The 18,554-nt window shown below is 58.6% G+C and carries 18 protein-coding genes; all 18 read left to right on the forward strand.

Annotated elements, in window-relative coordinates; genetic code table 11:
- The first annotated feature begins 21 nt into the window (after window positions 1-21).
- The 18 genes from dapA (at window position 22) to B7E11_RS21805 (ending at window position 18,508) form a co-directional block, all read left to right on the forward strand.
- On the forward strand, window positions 22-897 hold the full coding sequence (gene dapA / locus B7E11_RS21725) for a 4-hydroxy-tetrahydrodipicolinate synthase (protein WP_080838795.1): 876 nt from the start codon (window positions 22-24) through the stop codon (window positions 895-897).
- Window positions 898-1,137: 240 nt separating this feature from the next.
- On the forward strand, window positions 1,138-2,817 hold the full coding sequence (locus B7E11_RS21730; RefSeq protein ID WP_080838797.1) for a ribonuclease J: 1,680 nt from the start codon (window positions 1,138-1,140) through the stop codon (window positions 2,815-2,817).
- 143 nt (window positions 2,818-2,960) lie between these two features.
- Complete coding sequence (locus B7E11_RS21735) at window positions 2,961-3,710, forward strand: ClpP family protease (protein ID WP_080838798.1); 750 nt, start codon at window positions 2,961-2,963, stop codon at window positions 3,708-3,710.
- Complete coding sequence (locus B7E11_RS21740; protein WP_080838800.1) at window positions 3,707-3,985, forward strand: YlzJ-like family protein; 279 nt, start codon at window positions 3,707-3,709, stop codon at window positions 3,983-3,985. The genes B7E11_RS21735 and B7E11_RS21740 overlap by 4 nt, the downstream gene beginning before the upstream one ends.
- 28 nt (window positions 3,986-4,013) lie before the next feature.
- The gene (locus B7E11_RS21745) at window positions 4,014-6,740 is read left to right on the forward strand and encodes an FtsK/SpoIIIE family DNA translocase (RefSeq protein ID WP_080838801.1); all 2,727 of its coding nucleotides are present in this window, start codon (window positions 4,014-4,016) and stop codon (window positions 6,738-6,740) included.
- A gap of 181 nt (window positions 6,741-6,921) precedes the next feature.
- Window positions 6,922-7,713, forward strand: coding sequence for a spore cortex-lytic enzyme (gene sleB / locus B7E11_RS21750; protein WP_080838802.1), 792 nt, complete (start codon window positions 6,922-6,924; stop codon window positions 7,711-7,713).
- A gap of 92 nt (window positions 7,714-7,805) precedes the next feature.
- Window positions 7,806-9,089 (forward strand): EF-P 5-aminopentanol modification-associated protein YfmF, encoded by a 1,284-nt coding sequence (gene yfmF / locus B7E11_RS21755; protein WP_080838803.1) that lies wholly within the window; start codon window positions 7,806-7,808, stop codon window positions 9,087-9,089.
- 1 nt (window position 9,090) lies between these two features.
- On the forward strand, window positions 9,091-10,377 hold the full coding sequence (gene yfmH, locus B7E11_RS21760) for an EF-P 5-aminopentanol modification-associated protein YfmH (RefSeq protein ID WP_080838804.1): 1,287 nt from the start codon (window positions 9,091-9,093) through the stop codon (window positions 10,375-10,377).
- Window positions 10,374-11,144: an elongation factor P 5-aminopentanone reductase gene (gene ymfI / locus B7E11_RS21765; protein ID WP_245809788.1), complete on the forward strand. Its 771-nt coding sequence runs from the start codon at window positions 10,374-10,376 to the stop codon at window positions 11,142-11,144. The genes yfmH and ymfI overlap by 4 nt, the downstream gene beginning before the upstream one ends.
- A gap of 94 nt (window positions 11,145-11,238) precedes the next feature.
- Complete coding sequence (locus tag B7E11_RS21770; protein WP_080838809.1) at window positions 11,239-11,490, forward strand: DUF3243 domain-containing protein; 252 nt, start codon at window positions 11,239-11,241, stop codon at window positions 11,488-11,490.
- Between the two features lie 211 nt (window positions 11,491-11,701).
- Window positions 11,702-12,472 carry a DUF3388 domain-containing protein gene (locus B7E11_RS21775; protein ID WP_139787277.1) on the forward strand — a complete coding sequence of 257 codons (771 nt, stop codon included), beginning with the start codon at window positions 11,702-11,704 and terminating at the stop codon, window positions 12,470-12,472.
- 49 nt (window positions 12,473-12,521) lie between these two features.
- Window positions 12,522-13,409 carry a helix-turn-helix domain-containing protein gene (locus B7E11_RS21780; protein ID WP_080838812.1) on the forward strand — a complete coding sequence of 296 codons (888 nt, stop codon included), beginning with the start codon at window positions 12,522-12,524 and terminating at the stop codon, window positions 13,407-13,409.
- A 60-nt stretch (window positions 13,410-13,469) separates the two neighbouring features.
- Window positions 13,470-13,631 (forward strand): hypothetical protein, encoded by a 162-nt coding sequence (locus B7E11_RS29725; RefSeq protein ID WP_176220852.1) that lies wholly within the window; start codon window positions 13,470-13,472, stop codon window positions 13,629-13,631.
- Window positions 13,632-13,756: 125 nt separating this feature from the next.
- Window positions 13,757-14,248: a YajQ family cyclic di-GMP-binding protein gene (locus B7E11_RS21785; RefSeq protein WP_080838813.1), complete on the forward strand. Its 492-nt coding sequence runs from the start codon at window positions 13,757-13,759 to the stop codon at window positions 14,246-14,248.
- A 172-nt stretch (window positions 14,249-14,420) separates the two neighbouring features.
- Complete coding sequence (gene pgsA / locus B7E11_RS21790; protein ID WP_080838815.1) at window positions 14,421-15,059, forward strand: CDP-diacylglycerol--glycerol-3-phosphate 3-phosphatidyltransferase; 639 nt, start codon at window positions 14,421-14,423, stop codon at window positions 15,057-15,059.
- A complete protein-coding gene (locus tag B7E11_RS21795; protein WP_080838817.1) occupies window positions 15,056-16,309 on the forward strand; it encodes a competence/damage-inducible protein A in 1,254 nt (417 codons plus the stop codon). Before pgsA ends, B7E11_RS21795 begins: the two co-directional genes overlap by 4 nt.
- 227 nt (window positions 16,310-16,536) lie before the next feature.
- Window positions 16,537-17,604, forward strand: coding sequence for a recombinase RecA (recA, locus tag B7E11_RS21800; RefSeq protein WP_080838818.1), 1,068 nt, complete (start codon window positions 16,537-16,539; stop codon window positions 17,602-17,604).
- Window positions 17,605-17,704: 100 nt separating this feature from the next.
- The gene (locus B7E11_RS21805) at window positions 17,705-18,508 is read left to right on the forward strand and encodes a regulatory protein RecX (protein WP_176220853.1); all 804 of its coding nucleotides are present in this window, start codon (window positions 17,705-17,707) and stop codon (window positions 18,506-18,508) included.
- Window positions 18,509-18,554 lie beyond the last annotated feature (46 nt).

Below are 18,554 nucleotides of genomic sequence, written 5' to 3' on the forward strand. Positions count from 1 at the left end.
ACCGGAGGAGGAAAAAGCAATATGTGCTTTGGTCGGTTAATTACGGCGATGGTGACGCCGTTCGACGAACAACTGGAAATCGATTGGGAGGTTGCGGGCAGCCTGATCGATTATCTCATCGAGGAGCAGAAATCGGACAGCCTAGTCGTCTGCGGAACGACGGGAGAGTCCCCGACGTTGACCGATCGGGAAAAGGAAGACCTGTTCCGCTTCGCCGTCGAGCGCGCGGCGGGCCGCTGCAAGATTATCGCCGGAACGGGCAGCAACGATACGCGCCATTCGATTCATCTCACGAAAATGGCGGAGCAAGCGGGAGTCGACGGCGTCCTGCTCGTCGCCCCGTATTATAACAAGCCGAGCCAGGAAGGCATGTACCGGCACTTCAAGGCGATTGCGGAAGCGACCTCGCTTCCCGTCGTGCTCTATAACGTTCCCGGACGGACAGGCGTCAGCCTGTCGACGGAGACGACGCTTCGGCTGGCCCAAATCCAAAACATCGTCGCCACGAAGGAATGCGCTTCCGTGGAGCAAATGACCGAAATCGTCGCCGGCGCGCCGGAATCGTTCGTCGTATACAGCGGAGACGACGCGGTGACGCTTCCGGCTCTTGCAGTAGGCGGCTACGGCATCATCAGCGTGGCCAGCCACATTATCGGGGCCGAGATGAAGCGGCTGATCGAAGCCTACACGGAAGGCCGCACGGCCGACGCGGCGAAAATCAACGCCAGCTGCTACCCGGTATTCAAGGGATTGTTCCATTGTCCTCATTCGGTGCCGAATCCGGTCGCGGTCAAGGCGGCGCTCCGAATGAAGGGGCTGCCGGTCGGCGGCGTAAGGCTTCCGCTCGTCGACGTGACCGACCCGGAACTGGATTTTATCCGCAAGCTGATCGGCTGATCGGGGGGTAACCGAGGAGCCGGACGAGAATCCGAGCCGTCGCGAAAGAGGAAGCATCGGCAAAGCGGCTTGAGGGAACAATAGGAGCCGACAGGATTATCGGGCGAAGAAGCTGCCTTGAATTCCTCAAATCGCATCATGTATAATATTGGTGAGTGAATGGGTGCGGCTATTAATTTTTTGCAACTTGACAATTCCATAATGAGCGGGATCGTCGACTTAACGTAGGAGGTACCAGACTTGTCTAAGAAGAACAACCAAGACAAATTACTTATTTTCGCACTGGGCGGCGTCGGCGAAATCGGCAAAAACATGTACGGCATCCAGCACGGAAACGACATCGTCATCGTCGATGCGGGCCTGAAATTTCCCGAAGAGGAAATGCTGGGCATCGATGTCGTCATACCGGATATTTCGTACTTGACCGAGAATCGCGACAAAGTGCGGGCGATCCTGCTTACTCACGGACACGAAGACCATATCGGCGGCTTGCCGTACGTCCTGAAGCATTTGAATATCCCGATCTACGGGACGCGGCTTACGTTGGGGCTCGTCGAGAACAAGCTGAAGGAAGCCGGCTTGCTGGGAGAAACCAAGCGCCATGTCATCACCGCGGAATCCGAATTGCAGTTCGGCACGATCAAGGCGAGCTTTTTCCGGACGAATCACAGCATTCCGGATTCGGTCGGCGTGTGTCTCGATACGCCGGAGGGCGTCGTCGTCCACACCGGAGACTTCAAGTTCGACCATACGCCGGTTAACGGGCAATATGCGGATCTGCAACGGATGGCCGAAATCGGCAACCGCGGCGTCGTCGCGCTGCTGTCGGACAGCACGAATGCGGAACGTCCGGGGTTTACGCCGTCGGAGAGCAGCATCGGCAAGGAACTGGAGGAAATTTTCCGCAGATCCAAACAGCGCGTCGTCGTGGCGACCTTCGCCTCGAACGTGCACCGGATTCAGCAGGTGATCAACGCGGCGATGGAAACCCGCCGGAAAATGGCCGTCATCGGAAGAAGCATGGTCAACGTCGTTTCGATCGCTTCGGAGCTCGGCTATCTGGAAATTCCGGAAGGCATGCTGATCGAACCGGAAGAGGTGAACAAGCTGCCGGCGGACCGCGTCGTCATTTTGTCGACCGGCAGCCAGGGCGAACCGATGTCCGCCTTGACCCGCATGGCCCGCTCCACCCACCGCAAAGTGGATATCATGCCGGGAGACACCGTCGTCATCTCGGCGACGCCGATCCCGGGGAACGAGAAATATGTCGGCCGCACGGTCGACGAACTGATGCGTTTGGGCGCGTCCGTCATTTACGGGCCCGGCTCCGTATCCGGCGTGCACGTATCCGGCCACGGCAGCCAGGAAGAGCTGAAGCTGATGCTCAACCTCATTCGCCCGAAATATTTCATCCCGGTTCACGGGGAGTACCGGATGCTGAAGCATCACGCCTTGCTCGGCGAATCGGTCGGCATCGAGAAGGAGAACATCTTCCTGCTCGATATCGGGGATACGGTCGAAATCCAGAACGGCGCGGCGCGGAAAGGCGCGAAAATTCCTTCGGGCAACGTCTTGATCGACGGTCTCGGGGTAGGCGACGTAGGCAATATCGTCCTTCGCGACCGCAAGCTTTTGTCCCAGGACGGCATTCTCGTCGTCGTCGTTACGTTGTCCAAGCAGGACGGCTCGATTCTGTCGGGCCCGGATATCATTTCCCGCGGCTTCGTCTACGTCCGGGAATCCGAAGGCTTGCTCGAGGAAGCGAATCGAATCGTTTCCGGCACGCTGCAAAAGCTGATGAACGAAAACGTAAACGAATGGGCATCGCTCAAAACGAACGTCAAGGAAGCGCTCGGACGTTTCCTGTATGAACAAACAAGAAGAAGACCGATGATTCTCCCGATCATTATGGAAGTATAATGGACGCGTGACCCACACTCAAACCACACATCCCCTTGCCTTCCAAGGCAAGGGGATTTGCGCGTTTTTCCCCGCATATTCGGTTTCCTTAAGCCCATACTATGTCAAGCCGCGCCTGACTGCGCGGCTTAAGGAGGCAAGCTATGAGCCAGAATGAAACGGCGGAAACGAAGGCCGAACAGCCCGTCCCGGGCCCGGAGAACCGTCCGCCTCAACCGGTCGACAACGTCGTGCAGCTCGGGCAAACGACGGTGCCCGCTCCCGAATCGAACGTCTTTTGCCTGACCATCATCGGACAGGTGGAGGGACATCTGATGCTGCCGCCGCAAAACAAGACGACGAAATACGAGCATATCATTCCGCAACTCGTCGCCGCGGAACAAAGCCCCAAAATCGAAGGCATTTTGATCGTGCTGAATACGGTCGGGGGAGACGTGGAGGCGGGATTGGCCATCGCCGAAATGATCGCGTCCCTGTCGAAGCCTAAAGTAGCCGTCGTGCTCGGCGGCGGCCATTCGATCGGAGTGCCGATCGCCGTGTCGGCCGATTACACGTTCATTGCGGAAACGGCGACGATGACGATTCATCCGATCCGGCTGAACGGCCTTATTATCGGAGTTCCGCAAACGTTCGAATATTTGGAAAAAATGCAGGAGCGCGTCGTCCGCTTCGTCACGAAGCATTCCCGGATACCGGAAGAAACGTTCAAAGAGCTGATGTTCAGAACGGGGGAGCTGACGCGGGATATCGGGACGACGATCGTCGGAACCGAGGCGGTGCGCAACGGCCTGATCGACGAAATCGGCGGCATCGGCAGCGCGTTGAAGGAATTGAAGCGCCGGATCGCGGAAAACATCGCCCTGCGGCAGCAGGAAGGAGGGGCGGTGCAGTGATTCTGTATACGTGCATGCCGGCCGAGCGGGTGCTCGAAGGATTCGACAGCGCCCGCGAACCTATGGTGGAGGTGGCGTTCGGCGGAATGACGATGCTTGTCGCCCCGGTCGCCCCCGGCATCGGGCGAATCGTGCGGCTCGTGTCGGCTCCGCTCGACGCTTACTTGAGACCGGAGCTCGCGCCGGGCCAAACGATCCATTTCGGCGCGGGCGCCGCGGGCAAGCAAACGGAAGGTTCCTTCTCCGGTACGACTGAAACCTCCGGACAACTGTGATATAATGGTGTACCGGGAGGTGGCAAACTTGGCCAAGCGCAAACGCAAGAAGGCCTCGTTCGGAGCGACCTTAAAGTACGAAATTTACGGCATTGTCCTGATTACGCTCTCGGTCATCGCTCTGTACGGAGAAGCGGCGGGAGGGCGTTCCTTGTCCAAGCTGTTCGCCTATTTGCTTGGGCAGTTTTATTTTTTGATCGCCCTCGTCGGCATTTGGCTGGGTTTGCATGTCATGATCAAGCGAAAGTGGCCGAAGGGCTGGACGTCCCGGCGTACCGGGGTCGTGCTCCTGTCGCTCGCTTTTGCGCTCTGGAGCGCGATGGGCTTCGTCGACGCCCGGCTCGATCCGCTGGACGCGGTCAGTCCCTCGACGATTATGAGCCAGTCGATGAGCCAGCTGTACGAGCAAATTTGGCAAGCCCCGATCGAGCCCGAAGTCCGCATTTGGGAAAAGGATGTCGGCGGGGGCTTGCTTGGCGCCTTGCAATATTCGATCCTGTACTGGCTGTTCGGCTATTACGGCTCGAAGTTCGTCCTGCTGATCGAATTCGCCATCGCGATCATGCTCGTCACGAACCGTTCCTACGTGGACATGCTGAAAGCCGTCAAAACGTTCCTGCAGCGGATCGCTCCGCGGCTGGCGACCCGCTTCTCGTCCGGAGCGAAGGCGCTGCGCGCCAAAGCCGTTCCGGTCAAAGAGAAGAAAAAGAAACCGGCCGTCCCGATGGCGATGGCGGAAGATCCGCTTGACGGCGAGCCGCCGCTCGAACCGAAGCAAGGAAAGAAATCGGTGTTTTTTCAAGTGTTTCACGGGGGAGAGGACAAGGAGGCGTTCGACGCGGAGGAGGACGACGAGCCGATCGTGTATCCGGCCGCCGGTCCGAAAGTCAATATCCACGCGAAACGAAACTCCTCGTCCGCGCGCGAGCCCGACGAATCCGTAAGCCGCCTGTTTTCGGACGGGGAGCCTGCGTTCAAGCAGGAGCCGGTTCCGAACGCCGTCCGGGAGCCGATGCCCGCGGAAGACGATCGCTGGGACGACGAGGACGGCGAGGACGCGGAAAGTCCGGCCTGGATGCAGGATTCGTACGACGAGGAACGGTACGAAGAAGGCGAAAACGACCGCCTCGGCTCCTTCGGGGAGAAAGCGTACGTTTCGGAAGACGAAGCTTATCCGCCGATCGATCCCGAAACCGGCGAAATCATGACGCCTTCGCCCGAAGAGGCCGACCAAGGCTCGCAAGCGGCGGCGGAAGGATCGGGGAATTCGGCGGGAGAGGCCGGAGCCGCGGCGCCGAAACCGATACATAAACCGAAAAAGCCGTACCGCATCCCGCCTCTTCATCTGCTGAACAAGCCGCAGGGCGGCGGAAGGGGCGGCAGCTCGGCGGATACGCGCGACACCGCCCGCAAGCTCGAAGCCACGCTGGAAAGCTTCGGCGTCAGGGCGAAAGTGCTGGACGTCGCGCGCGGCCCGGCCGTTACCCGCTACGAGCTGCAGCCGGACGTAGGCGTCAAAGTCAGCCGCATCGTCAATTTGACGGACGACATCGCGCTGGCGCTTGCCGCCAAGGATATCCGCATGGAGGCGCCGATTCCGGGCAAATCCGCGATCGGCATCGAGGTGCCGAATTCGGAAGTGAGCGTCGTCACGCTGCGCGAAGTGCTGGAAACGCAGGAATTTCGGGACGCGCAGAGCAGGCTGTCGATTGCCTTCGGCCGCGACATTTCCGGCACCCCGATCGTCGGCAACCTGGCGCGAATGCCCCACTTGCTCGTCGCCGGCGCGACGGGTTCGGGCAAATCGGTATGCATCAACGGGATCATCGCCAGCATCCTGTACAAGGCGAAGCCCGACGAAGTGAAGTTTTTGATGATCGACCCGAAAATGGTCGAGCTGAACGTGTACAACGGCATTCCGCACTTGCTCGCGCCGGTCGTCACCGATCCGCGCAGGGCGGCGCTCGCGCTCAAAAAAGTCGTCGTCGAAATGGAAAAGAGATACGAGAAGTTTTCCAAGTCCGGCACCCGCAACATCGAGGGCTACAACACGCTGATGACGAACGGAGGCAATCCCGACGGCGTGCTTCCGTACTACGTCGTCATCGTGGACGAGCTCGCCGATTTGATGATGGTCGCCGCCGGCGACGTGGAGGACGCCATCATGCGGCTGGCGCAGATGGCCCGCGCCGCCGGCATCCATCTCATCATCGCCACGCAGCGCCCTTCGGTCGACGTCATTACCGGCGTCATCAAGGCGAACATTCCGAGCCGGATCGCGTTCGGCGTTTCGTCGCAGGTCGATTCGCGGACGATCCTGGACATGGTCGGCGCGGAAAAGCTGCTCGGACGGGGAGACATGCTGTTTCTCCCGATGGGATCGTCGAAGCCGATCCGGGTGCAGGGCGCGTTTCTGTCGGATTCCGAGGTGGAGGCCGTCGTCTCCCATGTCCGCGGCCAGGCGGAAGCCGAATACGACGAGGAGCTCGTGCCCGAGGTCGGAGAAGAATCGGAAAGCGAAGCCCAGGAGGTCGCCGACGAGCTGTTCGACCAGGCGGTTTCGATCGTCCTCGAGGCAAAGCAAGCTTCCGTCTCGCTCCTTCAGCGGCGCATGCGAATCGGCTATACGCGCGCGGCGAGGCTGATCGACTATATGGAAGCCAAAGGCATCGTCGGCCCTTACGAAGGAAGCAAACCGCGCGAAGTGCTGACGAGCCTGGAACAGTACCAAATGAACAACCGGGCTTCCTCCTGAAGCCGAATTTGCAACGCCCCGCCCGCGGCTCCCGCCGCGGGTTTTTTGTCTTTTTTTCAATGAAAACCTCGTCAGGAAAAAGGCGTATAACCGGGGGTCCCCTTTCTCATACTAGAGACAATGAACACGGCTGTTTGTTAGCGAGCCGCATCAATTGACTGGGAAAGGCGTGACACAAGTCATGGGCTATCGTCTGGTAATTGTATCGCTTTGCCTCGTTCTCGGCCTGCTCGGGCTGTATACGCTGGAAAGCTCGAACGATACGCTGGAAACGTTCGGCAATACGATTCTGAAGCAAGGCTCGTCCGGCAAGGACGTATACGAATTGCAAGGCCGGCTGAAGTTTCTCGGCTATTACAACGGCAAGGTCGACGGACAATTCGGTTCCGCCACGCTGAATTCCGTCAAATGGTTCCAATGGAAATTCGGGATGAAGGCCGACGGCGTCGTCGGCGCGAAAACGAAGCTGAAGCTGTGGGAAGCGACGAAAAACTGGAAGCCGACGGCCGACGAGCTGCCGCCGGGAGCCGGGGGCGGAAACGCGGGGAATGCCGCGGGAGGCGGGGGAGGCCAGGCGGCCGCCGAGAACGATCTTCCCGCTTCCAACAATTTGGGCTTGTCCGCAAGCGATTTGAAAATTATGGCCAACGCCGTTTACGGCGAAGCCCGCGGCGAGCCGTACGAAGGGCAGGTCGCGGTGGCCGCGGTCATTTTGAACCGCGTTCGCGCGTCGGAATTTCCGAATACGGTGTCGGGCGTCATCTTTCAGCCGGGCGCGTTTACGGCAGTGGCCGACGGACAAATTTATTTAACGCCGAACGAAACCGCGGCGAAAGCCGTCAAAGACGCGCTCAGCGGGTGGGATCCGACCGACGGATGCCTGTATTATTTCAATCCCGTAACCGCGACGTCCAAGTGGATTTGGACCCGGCCGCAGTACAAAACGATCGGCAGGCATATCTTTTGCCGGTAAAGACGGAAACATCGCTGGAAACCATTTGCTTCCGGGTTGGCCATCGGTTAGAATGGGGCTGAATCGGAATTGAGCCAAAGGGGTAGGATGCCTTGTCTACGGAAACTTTCCAGCGGGGAAGCTTGGGCCGGCTGCGCTTGCACGTGTTGCCGACCAAACGGTTCAAAACCTTCGCATTGACGTTGTTCGTCGGCATTCCGCTGACGGAATCGAGGGTAACGCCGGTCGCGCTCGCTCCATTCGTCCTGCGCCGGGGCACGGCGAAATATCCAGAGACGATCTCGTTCCGGGAACGGCTGGACGAACTTTACGGGGCGGGCTTCGGCTTCGACATTTACAAACGCGGCGATTATCAGATCGTCCAGTTCAAGCTGGATATCATCAACGATCGCTTCGTGTCCTCTTCCGAACCGCTGCTCAAGGAAGCGATCGATTTCCTCGGAGAAGCGGTTACGACGCCCGCGCTGGAAGCCGGGCATTTTCGTTCGCGTTACGTGGAAGCGGAGAAAACGACGGTCCGCAAACGGATCGAAGCGATCATCAACGATAAAATCCGTTACGCCGCCGAGCGCTGCGTCGAGGAGATGTGCAAGGACGAACCGTACCGCCTGCTTGCCCTGGGGCGCAAGGAGGCGCTGGACGGTATCGATGCCAGAGCGCTTTACGGCGAGTACGAACGCTGGCTTGACGAAGCGGCATTCGATTTGTACGTATCGGGCGATACGACGCTTGAGGAAGTCGGGAAGCTGGCGCAAGCGGCGTTCAGGCTGACCGGCGGGGCTCCCCCCGCGTATTCTCCGCCTCGGCTGACGCGGGCCCGACCCGAACCGCAAACAATCGTCGAACGGCTGGACGTCGGGCAAGGGAAGCTGAACCTGGGACTTCGGACGGGGCTTTCTTACGGGGACGAACGCTACCCGTCCTTGCTCATGTACAACGGGCTGCTCGGGGCGTTCCCGCATTCGAAGCTGTTCGTCAACGTCCGGGAAAAGGCAAGCCTCGCTTATTACGCCTCCTCCCGCCTCGACGGGCACAAAGGGTTGCTGACGATTCAATCGGGAATCGAAATCGCCAACTACGAGAAGGCGCTCGGCATTATCCAGGAGCAGCTCGCTTCGATGCGCCGCGGCGAAATCGGCGAAGACGACATGCGACGGACGAAAGCGATGCTGGCCAATCAGCTGCGCGAGCTGCAGGACTCCGCCTTCGAGCGCATTTCGTTCGATTTCAACAACGTTCTCTCCGGAACCGAGCGCACGAACGCCGGTCTGCTTGAACGAATCGATGCGGTAACCCCCGATCAGGTGGCGGAGGTCGCGCAAACCGTCGAGCTCGACACGATTTACTTTTTGCGGGACCGAAAAGGGGGGGATTGAAATGGCCGTCAAACAATACGCCAACCTTCAGGAAACGCTTCATTACGAAAAGCTGGACAACGGCCTCGACGTATTCGTGCTGCCGAAGCCGGGCTTTACGAAAACGTACGCCACCTTTACGACCCGCTACGGCAGCGTGGACAATCATTTTCGCCCGCCCGGCGGAGAAATTTTGCGCGTGCCGGACGGCATCGCCCATTTTCTCGAGCATAAAATGTTCGAAGAGCCCGAAGGCGACATTTTCGCTACGTTCGCTTCGCAGGGGGCGTCGGCCAACGCCTTTACGAGCTTCGAGCGCACGGTCTATTTGTTCAGCGCGACGGACCATGTTCAGGCGAATCTGGGGACGCTGCTGGATTTTGTCCAGAATCCCTATTTTACGGATGCGAACGTCGAGAAGGAAAAGGGCATAATCGTCCAGGAAATCAACATGTACCGGGACAATCCGGATTGGCGCGTCTATTACGGGCTGATCGAGGCGCTGTACAACGTCCATCCGGTTCACATCGACATTGCCGGAACGGAAGCTTCCGTTCGTTCGATTACGAAGGAAATGCTGTACGACTGCTACCGAACGTTCTACCATCCGTCCAACATGACGCTGTTCGTCGTCGGCGGAGTCGACGCGGAAGCGACGATGGCGTTCGTCAAAGCCAATCAAGCGGCCAAAACGTTCGCCAAAGCCGGCGAGATCGAACGGTTTTTCGAAACGGAACCGCTGACGGTGCGGGAGAAGCGGAACGAAATCCGCCTTCCGGTTTCGTTGCCCAAATGCTTGTTCGGGTACAAAGAAGCGCCCAAGCCGAGAGACGGCAGCGAGGCGGTCCGCAGGGAATTGGCGGCCAGGCTGATGTTCGATATTTTGCTCGGCTCCAGTTCTCCCCTGTACCAGGAGCTTTACGAGGAAAATCTCATTTCCGACGGTTTCGGCCACGAATTCAACGCCGGACCGGGCTACGCGTTTTCGGCCATCGGCGGCGATACGAAAGATCCGGACGCCCTGGTTTCCAAAGTGACCGGCGCGCTCGAAGCCGCGGCTTCTTCCGGGATTCCCGAAGCGGTGTTCGAGCGGGCCAGACGCAAGCGGATCGGCTCCTATTTGCGAATGCTGAACAGCCCCGAGGCGATCGCCAACGAATTTACGCGATACCGCATGAGCGGCGGCGATTTGTTCGAATTGGTCGGCCTGTACGAAAGCCTGACGCTGGCCGACATCGAGGCCCGTTTGCGCGAGCACGTGCAGGCGGACCGTCTCGCCGTATGCGTCGTCCGGAGCGAAACGACTTGACGTTCGCAGCTTCCGCGCAAGCGTTCAGTTCTTCGCGAACGGCTTTGGTCACCGGGGCCTCCCGGGGGATCGGGGCGGCGGTCGCAAGAAGGCTCGCGGCCGACGGAGCCCGGGTAATCGTGCACTGCCATTCCGCGTTGGAATTGGCGGAGCAAGTGGCCGAGCAATGCCGGTCCTTAAGCGGAACGGATTCGTTCGCCGTGCAGGCGGACGTCCGTTCGGGCGAAGCGCTCAAGCGGCTCAAAGGCGAACTGGACCGCCGGTCGCTGGAACCGGATATTTTAATTCATTGCGCCGGCACCGCTTATTATCGCCTCTTGGACGATACGGATGAAGAAGCTTGGGACGATTTGTTCAACGTTCATTTGAAATCGGCTTACTGGCTGGCGAAGCTGTTCGGTCCCGCCATGACGTGGAACCGGCAAGGCCGGATGGTGTTCCTCTCAAGCATTTGGGGGCTGACGGGCGCCGCCGGCGAAATCGCCTATTCCGCCGCCAAGGGCGGACTCAACAGCTTTACGAAAGCATTGGCCAAGGAGATGGCGGGATCCGGGGTCACGGTCAACGCGGTCGCCCCGGGCGCCGTGGAAACGGATATGCTGGCGGCGCTTACCCCCGAGGAGAAAGCCGGCCTGATCGGCGAAATTCCGCTCGGAAGGCTGGCCAGGCCCGAAGAAGTGGCGGACGCGGTACGTTTTCTCGTTTCCGACGACGCGGGTTATGTGACCGGCCAGGTGATCGGCCTTTCCGGCGGCTGGATGATTTGACAAGTTTGCGCGGCGGCCTTCTGCGAATACGGCGCACGGGCGATGGACATATTATTCGTTGTAGCATTCATTCCACTTCACAGGAGGCTGCGCGATGTCGACCGTATTGAGCAATTTCGAAACGTGGAAAAAGTTTTTGGGTGACCGTGTCGAAGCCGCCAAAAAGATGGGGATCAGCGAAGAAGCCATTACGAAGCTCGCTTTCGAAATCGGCGAGTTTCTGGAAAATAAAGTCGATCCCCAAAACGACGAGGAACGCGTTCTGAAGGAACTGTGGGACATCGGGGACGAATCGGAACGCAAAACGATGGCCCGCTTGATGGTCAAGCTCGCCGAGCACAGCTAAACGAACATGATCCTGCTTTCTTGAACTGCGCCGCAGCTCAGACGGCTCCGCTTGATTTTCGGCGGGGCCGTTTGGACTTGCAAACCGAAAATTAGGACTTTAGACGGAATATTTCCCGATTTTTTTGCAGGAGAATGGCGAGTCTTGTAGAATACAAAGTAGGCAAGGAAGAAGTCGGGGTCGACTTTTTTACCGGCGGATGAGGTGCACAATGGAAAAGAAACAATGGTACATGGAATATAAAATTCATAAAAACCGTCCCGGCCTTTTAGGCGATTTGGCCTCATTATTAGGGATGCTTGAAGTCAATATCATCACGATCAACGGCGTCGAAGACCGCACCCGCGGCCTCCTTTTGCAAACGGACGACGACGAAAAGATCGAACTGCTCGGGCGAATGCTCGCCAAAGTGGAAAATATTACGCTGCTTACGCTGCGCCCTCCGCGCCTGACCGATATTTTGGCGATCCGCCACGGCCGGTATATCGAACGGGATTCTTCCGACGGGAGAACGTTCCGGTTTACGCGGGACGAGCTCGGACTTTTGGTCGATTTTCTCGGGGAATTGTTCAAGCGGGACGGCAACCAGACGATTGGTTTGCGCGGCATGCCGCGCGTAGGCAAAACGGAATCCATCATCGCGGGAAGCGTCTGCGCCAACAAGCGCTGGACGTTCGTATCGTCCACCCTGCTTCGCCAAACGGTGCGCAGCCAGCTGTCGGAAGAGGAAACGAATCCGAACAACGTCTTTATTATCGACGGAATCGTAAGCACGATACGTTCGAACGAGAAGCATTACAGCCTGCTGCAGGATATTATGGCGATGCCCTCGACCAAGGTGATCGAGCATCCGGATATTTTCGTTCGGGAATCCGATTTCGATTACGACGTGTTCGACAGCATCATCGAGCTCAGGAACACGCCGGAAGAAGAAATTACATACGAAAACTTTACGACCGCCGGTTTCGATGACGGCTTTTAAAGGTTATAATTTTTTCGGCATCCATTAGATCATTGACGGAGGTGACATCATGTCGGATTTGGGACTGCTTCTGCGCAAAGCGAGGGAGCAGCGGGGGCTTACGCTTGACGATATACAGGAAGCGACCAAAATCCGCAAACGATACTTGGACGCTATCGAGACGGGGGACTACAAAGTTCTTCCCGGGTCGTTTTACGTACGCGCATTCGTCAAAACTTATGCGGAGACGGTCGGGCTCGATGCGGAAGAAGTGCTCCGTTTATATCATAAAGAATTGCCTCAAGCTCCGTCCCCGGAGACGGTCGCCAGCGAGCCGATGCTCAAGCCCAGAAGCCGATCCGTTCAGCATAACGACAAATGGGGCAAGCTTGCGGTCAATTCGGTGCTTTGGCTTTTCCCTTTGCTGATCGCCGCTTTGCTGTATTTTTATCTCGTGCAAAATCCGGGAGACGATGCGGAGGAAAGGGACAACTCGACCGATATTACGTCGGAAACGACGCTGCCGTCTTCGCCGCCGGCGTCGCCTTCTTCTTCGGCCGGCGGCTCGCCGGCCGAAGAACCGGAAGGCAGTCCGAGCGTCGCTCCTTCCTCGTCGCCTTCGCCCGAAACGGCGCTGACGCTTACGAAACAATCGGGGACGACCTCCTATTACGACGTATCGTCGAGCGGCACGCCCGTCATAACGATCACGTTGTCCGGGACGAGCTGGGTCGGCGTTCAGGAGAACAACAGCAAGGGCAAGTACGTTTATAACGGAACGCCCAAAACGGACGAGAAGCTGACGTTCGATTTGACGGGCCCCCTGTACGTCAACGTCGCTCACGCCGTGAATGCCTCGATTACGATCGACGGCGTCGCGGTGGACGACGAAGAAGCGTCCGGTTCCCGCAAATTCGTATTTACGCCCGTTGCCGGCGAAACCGCCGGCGAGGAATGAGCGGCGACCTCCGCGGTTATGATACTTATGCAGGAAATATCGAATCGCGGAGGTTACAGGATGGCAACGAGCTGGATCGTAATTGCTATCGGCGTTGTGGTAAGCCTGATCGGCTGGTTTATGACGCCGAGCGCTTGGGGTTATGGTATCCTCGGACACGGGCTTGCCTGGATCGCGCTCGGCATTTTGGACATGTTCCGTGCGCCTGCTCGGGCGCGCTGAAGGCCGCATCGGCCAATCGAACGAAGGGCCCTTTCGCAAAAGGGCTCTTTTGTTTTGGGTTCGTAAGCAAAAACTGCTATAATAGGAACCAAAGTTCAGGCACTTTATGAAAGGAAGACGGTACAATGGCATCCGAATATTCGTTCGACATCGTGTCCAAGGTCGATATGCAGGAAGTAAACAACGCGGTAACGCAGGCGCTCAAGGAAATCGAAACCCGGTTCGATTTCAAAGGCAGCAAAAGCGGCATCAAGCTGGAAGGGGAGTCCCTCGTCATTTCCTCCGACGACGACTACAAGCTCAAAAGCGTTATCGACATTTTGCAGTCGAAGCTGATCAAGCGGGGCGTTCCGATCCGCAATTTGGATTACGGCAAAGTCGAGCCCGCTTCGGGCGGAACCGTACGGCAAACGGTGGCGCTGAAGACGGGTATCGACCAGGAAAACGCGAAGAAGATCAACGTGCTGATCCGCGATTCCAAACTGAAAGTGAAAAGCCAGATCCAGGGCGATCAATTGCGGGTCACCGGCAAAAGCAAGGACGATTTGCAGGCCGTCATGACCTTGCTGCGCGGCGCCGATCTTTCGCTCGAACTTCAATTCGTCAATTACCGGTGAACGAAGGCTCCGCCCGGGCGCTCAGGCATTTTGACAGCTTTTGCGGCTTCGTTTATACTGAGTTCGAATTGGAAGAAGTACGGAAACGACTGATGGGGGAAGACACGATGATCGCGGAAGGCATCTCGCTATATTCAGGCTTCACGCATAGAAACAAGGAGGGGGAAAGGGCTTGAACCTGGCCAACCAGATTACGCTGGCGCGGATATTTCTCGTGCCGATTGTGGCGTTCTTCCTGCTGGTCAGGCTGGACGTTCCCTCGCTGACGATCGGAACCTTTTCCATTCCGTACAATCAGATTTTCGCCTTGCTGCTGTTCATTATCGCGGCCAGCACCGACGGGCTTGACGGCTACATCGCGAGAAAGCGCAAAATCGTCACCAATCTCGGAAAGCTGCTCGACCCGCTTGCGGACAAGATCCTGGTCGCGGCCGTTCTGATTTCGCTCGTCGAGATGGGCATGCTGGACGCCTGGGTCGCCATTTTCATTATCGCCAGGGAATGGGCGGTCACGGGTTTGCGGCAAATCGCGGTGCTCGAAGGGGTCGTGCTGGCGGCAAGCAAATGGGGAAAATGGAAAACCGCGACCCAGATCGCCATGATCGTCGTTTTGCTGCTTAACAATTTCCCGTTCGTGTTTTTACATATTCCCGTCGATACGATCATCGTATGGGCCGCGGTGTTGATCACCGTATATTCGGGCATCGATTATTTCGTCAAGAACAAAAACCTGTTCATTCCGGCGGCGGACAAATCGTCGCCCGAAGCCGTCAAATCCGGATCGGACAAAGAGGTGCGGCGCAACGGATGAAAGCGGAAATCATTGCGGTAGGCACGGAGCTTCTGCTCGGCCAAATCGTCAATACGAACGCGAAATTTCTTTCGCAAGGATTGGCGGAGCTGGGCGTGGACGTTTATTACCAGACGGTGGTCGGGGACAACGAAGCGCGCATTCGCCGCGCGATCGAGACGGCGTGCGGGCGCGCGGACCTGCTTGTGTTTACGGGGGGGCTCGGGCCGACGCTGGACGATTTGACCCGGGATGCGCTTGCCGCTTTCCTCGGCCTTCCCATTCATTTGCACGAGCCGACGATGCGGAAGATCGAAGAGATGTTTTCCGGGCGGGGAACGGCGTTCGTGGAAAGCAACCGCCGGCAGGCGATGCTGATCGAAGGGGCCGTCCCGCTGCGCAACGATACGGGGCTCGCCGTCGGGAACGCGCTGTCGGCAGGCGGCAAGCATTACTTGCTGCTGCCGGGGCCTCCCCGGGAAATGAAGCCGATGTTCGAAAACGACGCCTCCGCCTGGCTGCGGGAGCTGCTCGGCGACAGCGCGGCGCTGCATTCGACGATGCTGAAATTCAGCGGCATCGGGGAGTCGGCGCTTGAGGACTTATTCATCGATCTGATTCGCGAACAGACCGATCCGACCATCGCGCCTTACGCGAAAGAAGGGGAGGTCGCGATCCGGGTTTCGACCAAATCCGCGGATGCCGAGGAAGCGGCCCGCCGGATGGAGCCGACGCTTCAGGAAATCCGGCGGCGCGCGGACCGCTATCTTTACGCGGAAGAAGACATCACGCTGGAAGAGGCCGTCATCCGGCTGCTGGCGTCGCAGCGGCGCACGTTGTCGGTCGCCGAGAGCTGCACCGGCGGCATGATCGCGACGATGCTGACGGCGGTGCCGGGAAGCGCGGACGTGTTTTCCGGCGGCGTCGTCAGCTACACGAACGACGTGAAGCGCAAGCTGCTCGGCGTGCCGCTCTCGCTGCTGGAGGGCGACGGCGCGCCGGGCGCCGTCAGCGCCGAGACGGCGGCGGCGATGGCCGAAGGGATGCGGGCGGCGGCCGATACCGACCTGGCGCTGTCGGTAACGGGCGTAGCCGGACCGGCCGGCTCCGAGGGCAAGCCCGTCGGCCTCGTGTATATCGGGCTTGCGGAGCGGGGAAAGCCGACGAAGACGGAGCGGATCCAGCTGGCCGGAGATCGCGAGGGCATTCGCCTCCGGGCTTCCAAGCGAACGCTGTACAGATTGTGGCTGGCACTGACGGGGCGGGATTGACCGCTCCGTTTTTTTCGCCTTTTTACGACAAATTCTTCATAAAAGGCTTGTCATCTTTACGTCCCTGTGGTAAAGTTTGATTGAAAGTTGCGGAAGAACCGTAGCGAAGAATACTTTGCTGCGGTTCTTTTTTGCAACAAAAACAGAACGAATGTTCGTAAAAAGCTTGGCAACGGAAGCAAAAACAGGTATGATAAAACTATCATAATGATAAGGATGTGGGTGTGTTGTCCGATCGTCGCGCCGCACTAGAGATGGCATTGCGCCAGATTGAGAAGCAATTTGGCAAAGGATCGATCATGAAATTGGGCGAGCAAGCGCAGCTCCAGGTAGAATCGTACCCCAGCGGCGCGTTGGCTTTGGATATCGCGCTCGGAATCGGGGGATTCCCGCGCGGGAGAATTATCGAAGTATACGGCCCGGAATCTTCGGGTAAGACGACCGTAGCGCTCCATGCGATTGCGGAAGTGCAGAGAGCGGGCGGCCAGGCCGCGTTCATCGACGCCGAGCACGCGCTGGACCCGATTTACGCCCGGAATCTCGGCGTCAACATCGACGAGCTGCTGCTCAGTCAGCCGGATACCGGGGAGCAGGCGCTTGAAATCGCCGAAGCTCTCGTGCGCAGCGGCGCCGTCGACATTATCGTCGTCGACTCGGTCGCGGCGCTCGTGCCGAAGGCGGAAATCGAGGGAGATATGGGCGATTCGTTCGTCGGCCTTCAGGCCCGGCTCATGTCCCAGGCGATGCGCAAGCTGTCCGGGGCGATCAGCAAGTCGAAGTCCATCGCAATCTTCATTAACCAATTGCGGGAAAAGGTCGGCGTCATGTTCGGCAATCCGGAGACGACGCCGGGCGGACGAGCCCTCAAGTTCTATGCCAGCGTGCGACTGGACGTTCGCCGGATCGATTCGATCAAGCAAGGCAACGACGTGGTCGGCAACCGGACCCGCATCAAGGTCGTCAAGAACAAAGTCGCTCCGCCGTTCAAGCAGGCCGAGGTCGACATCATGTACGGCGAAGGCATTTCCAAGGAAGGCAGCATCGTCGACATCGGCACGGAGCTGGATATCGTGCAGAAGAGCGGGGCCTGGTTTTCCTTCAACGGCGAGCGGCTCGGCCAGGGCCGGGAGAACGCGAAGCAATTTTTGAAAGATCATCCGGAGATCAGCGCGGACATCGAGCGTCAAATCCGCAGCCTTACGCTTAGCTCGGACGCGATTTCGACGGCGATAAGCCAAGGCGGCAGCCAGGAGGAAGACGAACTCGAGGATACGGAATTCGCGGAACTCGAATAGAAGGCGGAATTCGACGCCTTGCAGCAGGGACAGGCAGTTACCGGGACATTCGCCGCGAGCGGATGTCCTTTCATTATTTTGGACGGGGGCGATGCCGATCATGAACGAAGAGGAGCGTTTCGGAGCGGTTATCGTTTCGATCGAGAAGGATCCGAAGAAAAAAGCGATGTACCGGATCACGTTCCGGACGAGCGCGGGTGAGACCGATTCGTCGACGGATCGCGAAGCGGACGAATCGACGGCGGAACGGGAGGCCGAAAGCGAAGCCGAACCGGGAGCGCAAGGCGAACCCAGGACGGAAACGGTCGCCATCCACGAGGACACGCTCGTGGCCTGGCGTCTGCTCCCGGGCAAACGGCTGAACGTCCGGGAGCTGAAGGCGCTGAGACAAGAGCAGGAAACCGAGGAGGCGTATAGGGCGGCGCTCGGGATGCTCGACCGGAAGCCGCGGACGAAACGGGAAATCGCCGTCGCGCTGAAGCGAAAAGGACTGTCCGCCGAAGCGATCGCGGGTTGCTTGGACAGGCTGGCCTCTTACCGGATCGTCGACGACGCCGCATACGCCAAGCGCTACGCGGAGCAAAAAGTGGTCTCCCAGCGCAAAGGCAGCCGCCTTGTCCGCCAGGAGCTGCTGCGCCGCGGCGTGACGAAGCGCGAAGCGGACGACGCGATCGAAGAACTCGACGGCGAAGCGGAGCGGCAGGCCGCATATGCCCTCGCAAAGAAGCGCTGGCCTAACGTTAAAGGAGAAAGCCTGCGGGAGCGCCGGTACAAGCTGATGGGAATGCTGCAAAGGCGAGGGTTCCCCGCCGGGATCGCGCGCGATGCGGCCGGCCGGGTCATTGACGAGGACGAAGCGCGGGACGGACGGGAAGAAGACGACTGGGACGAGTACTTCGAATAGGGCATGCGCCAAGCTTCGGAAGCGGATATGATAGTGTAAAATCTCT

Source organism: Cohnella massiliensis, from assembly GCF_900169535.1.
Classification (GTDB): domain Bacteria; phylum Bacillota; class Bacilli; order Paenibacillales; family Paenibacillaceae; genus Cohnella; species Cohnella algarum.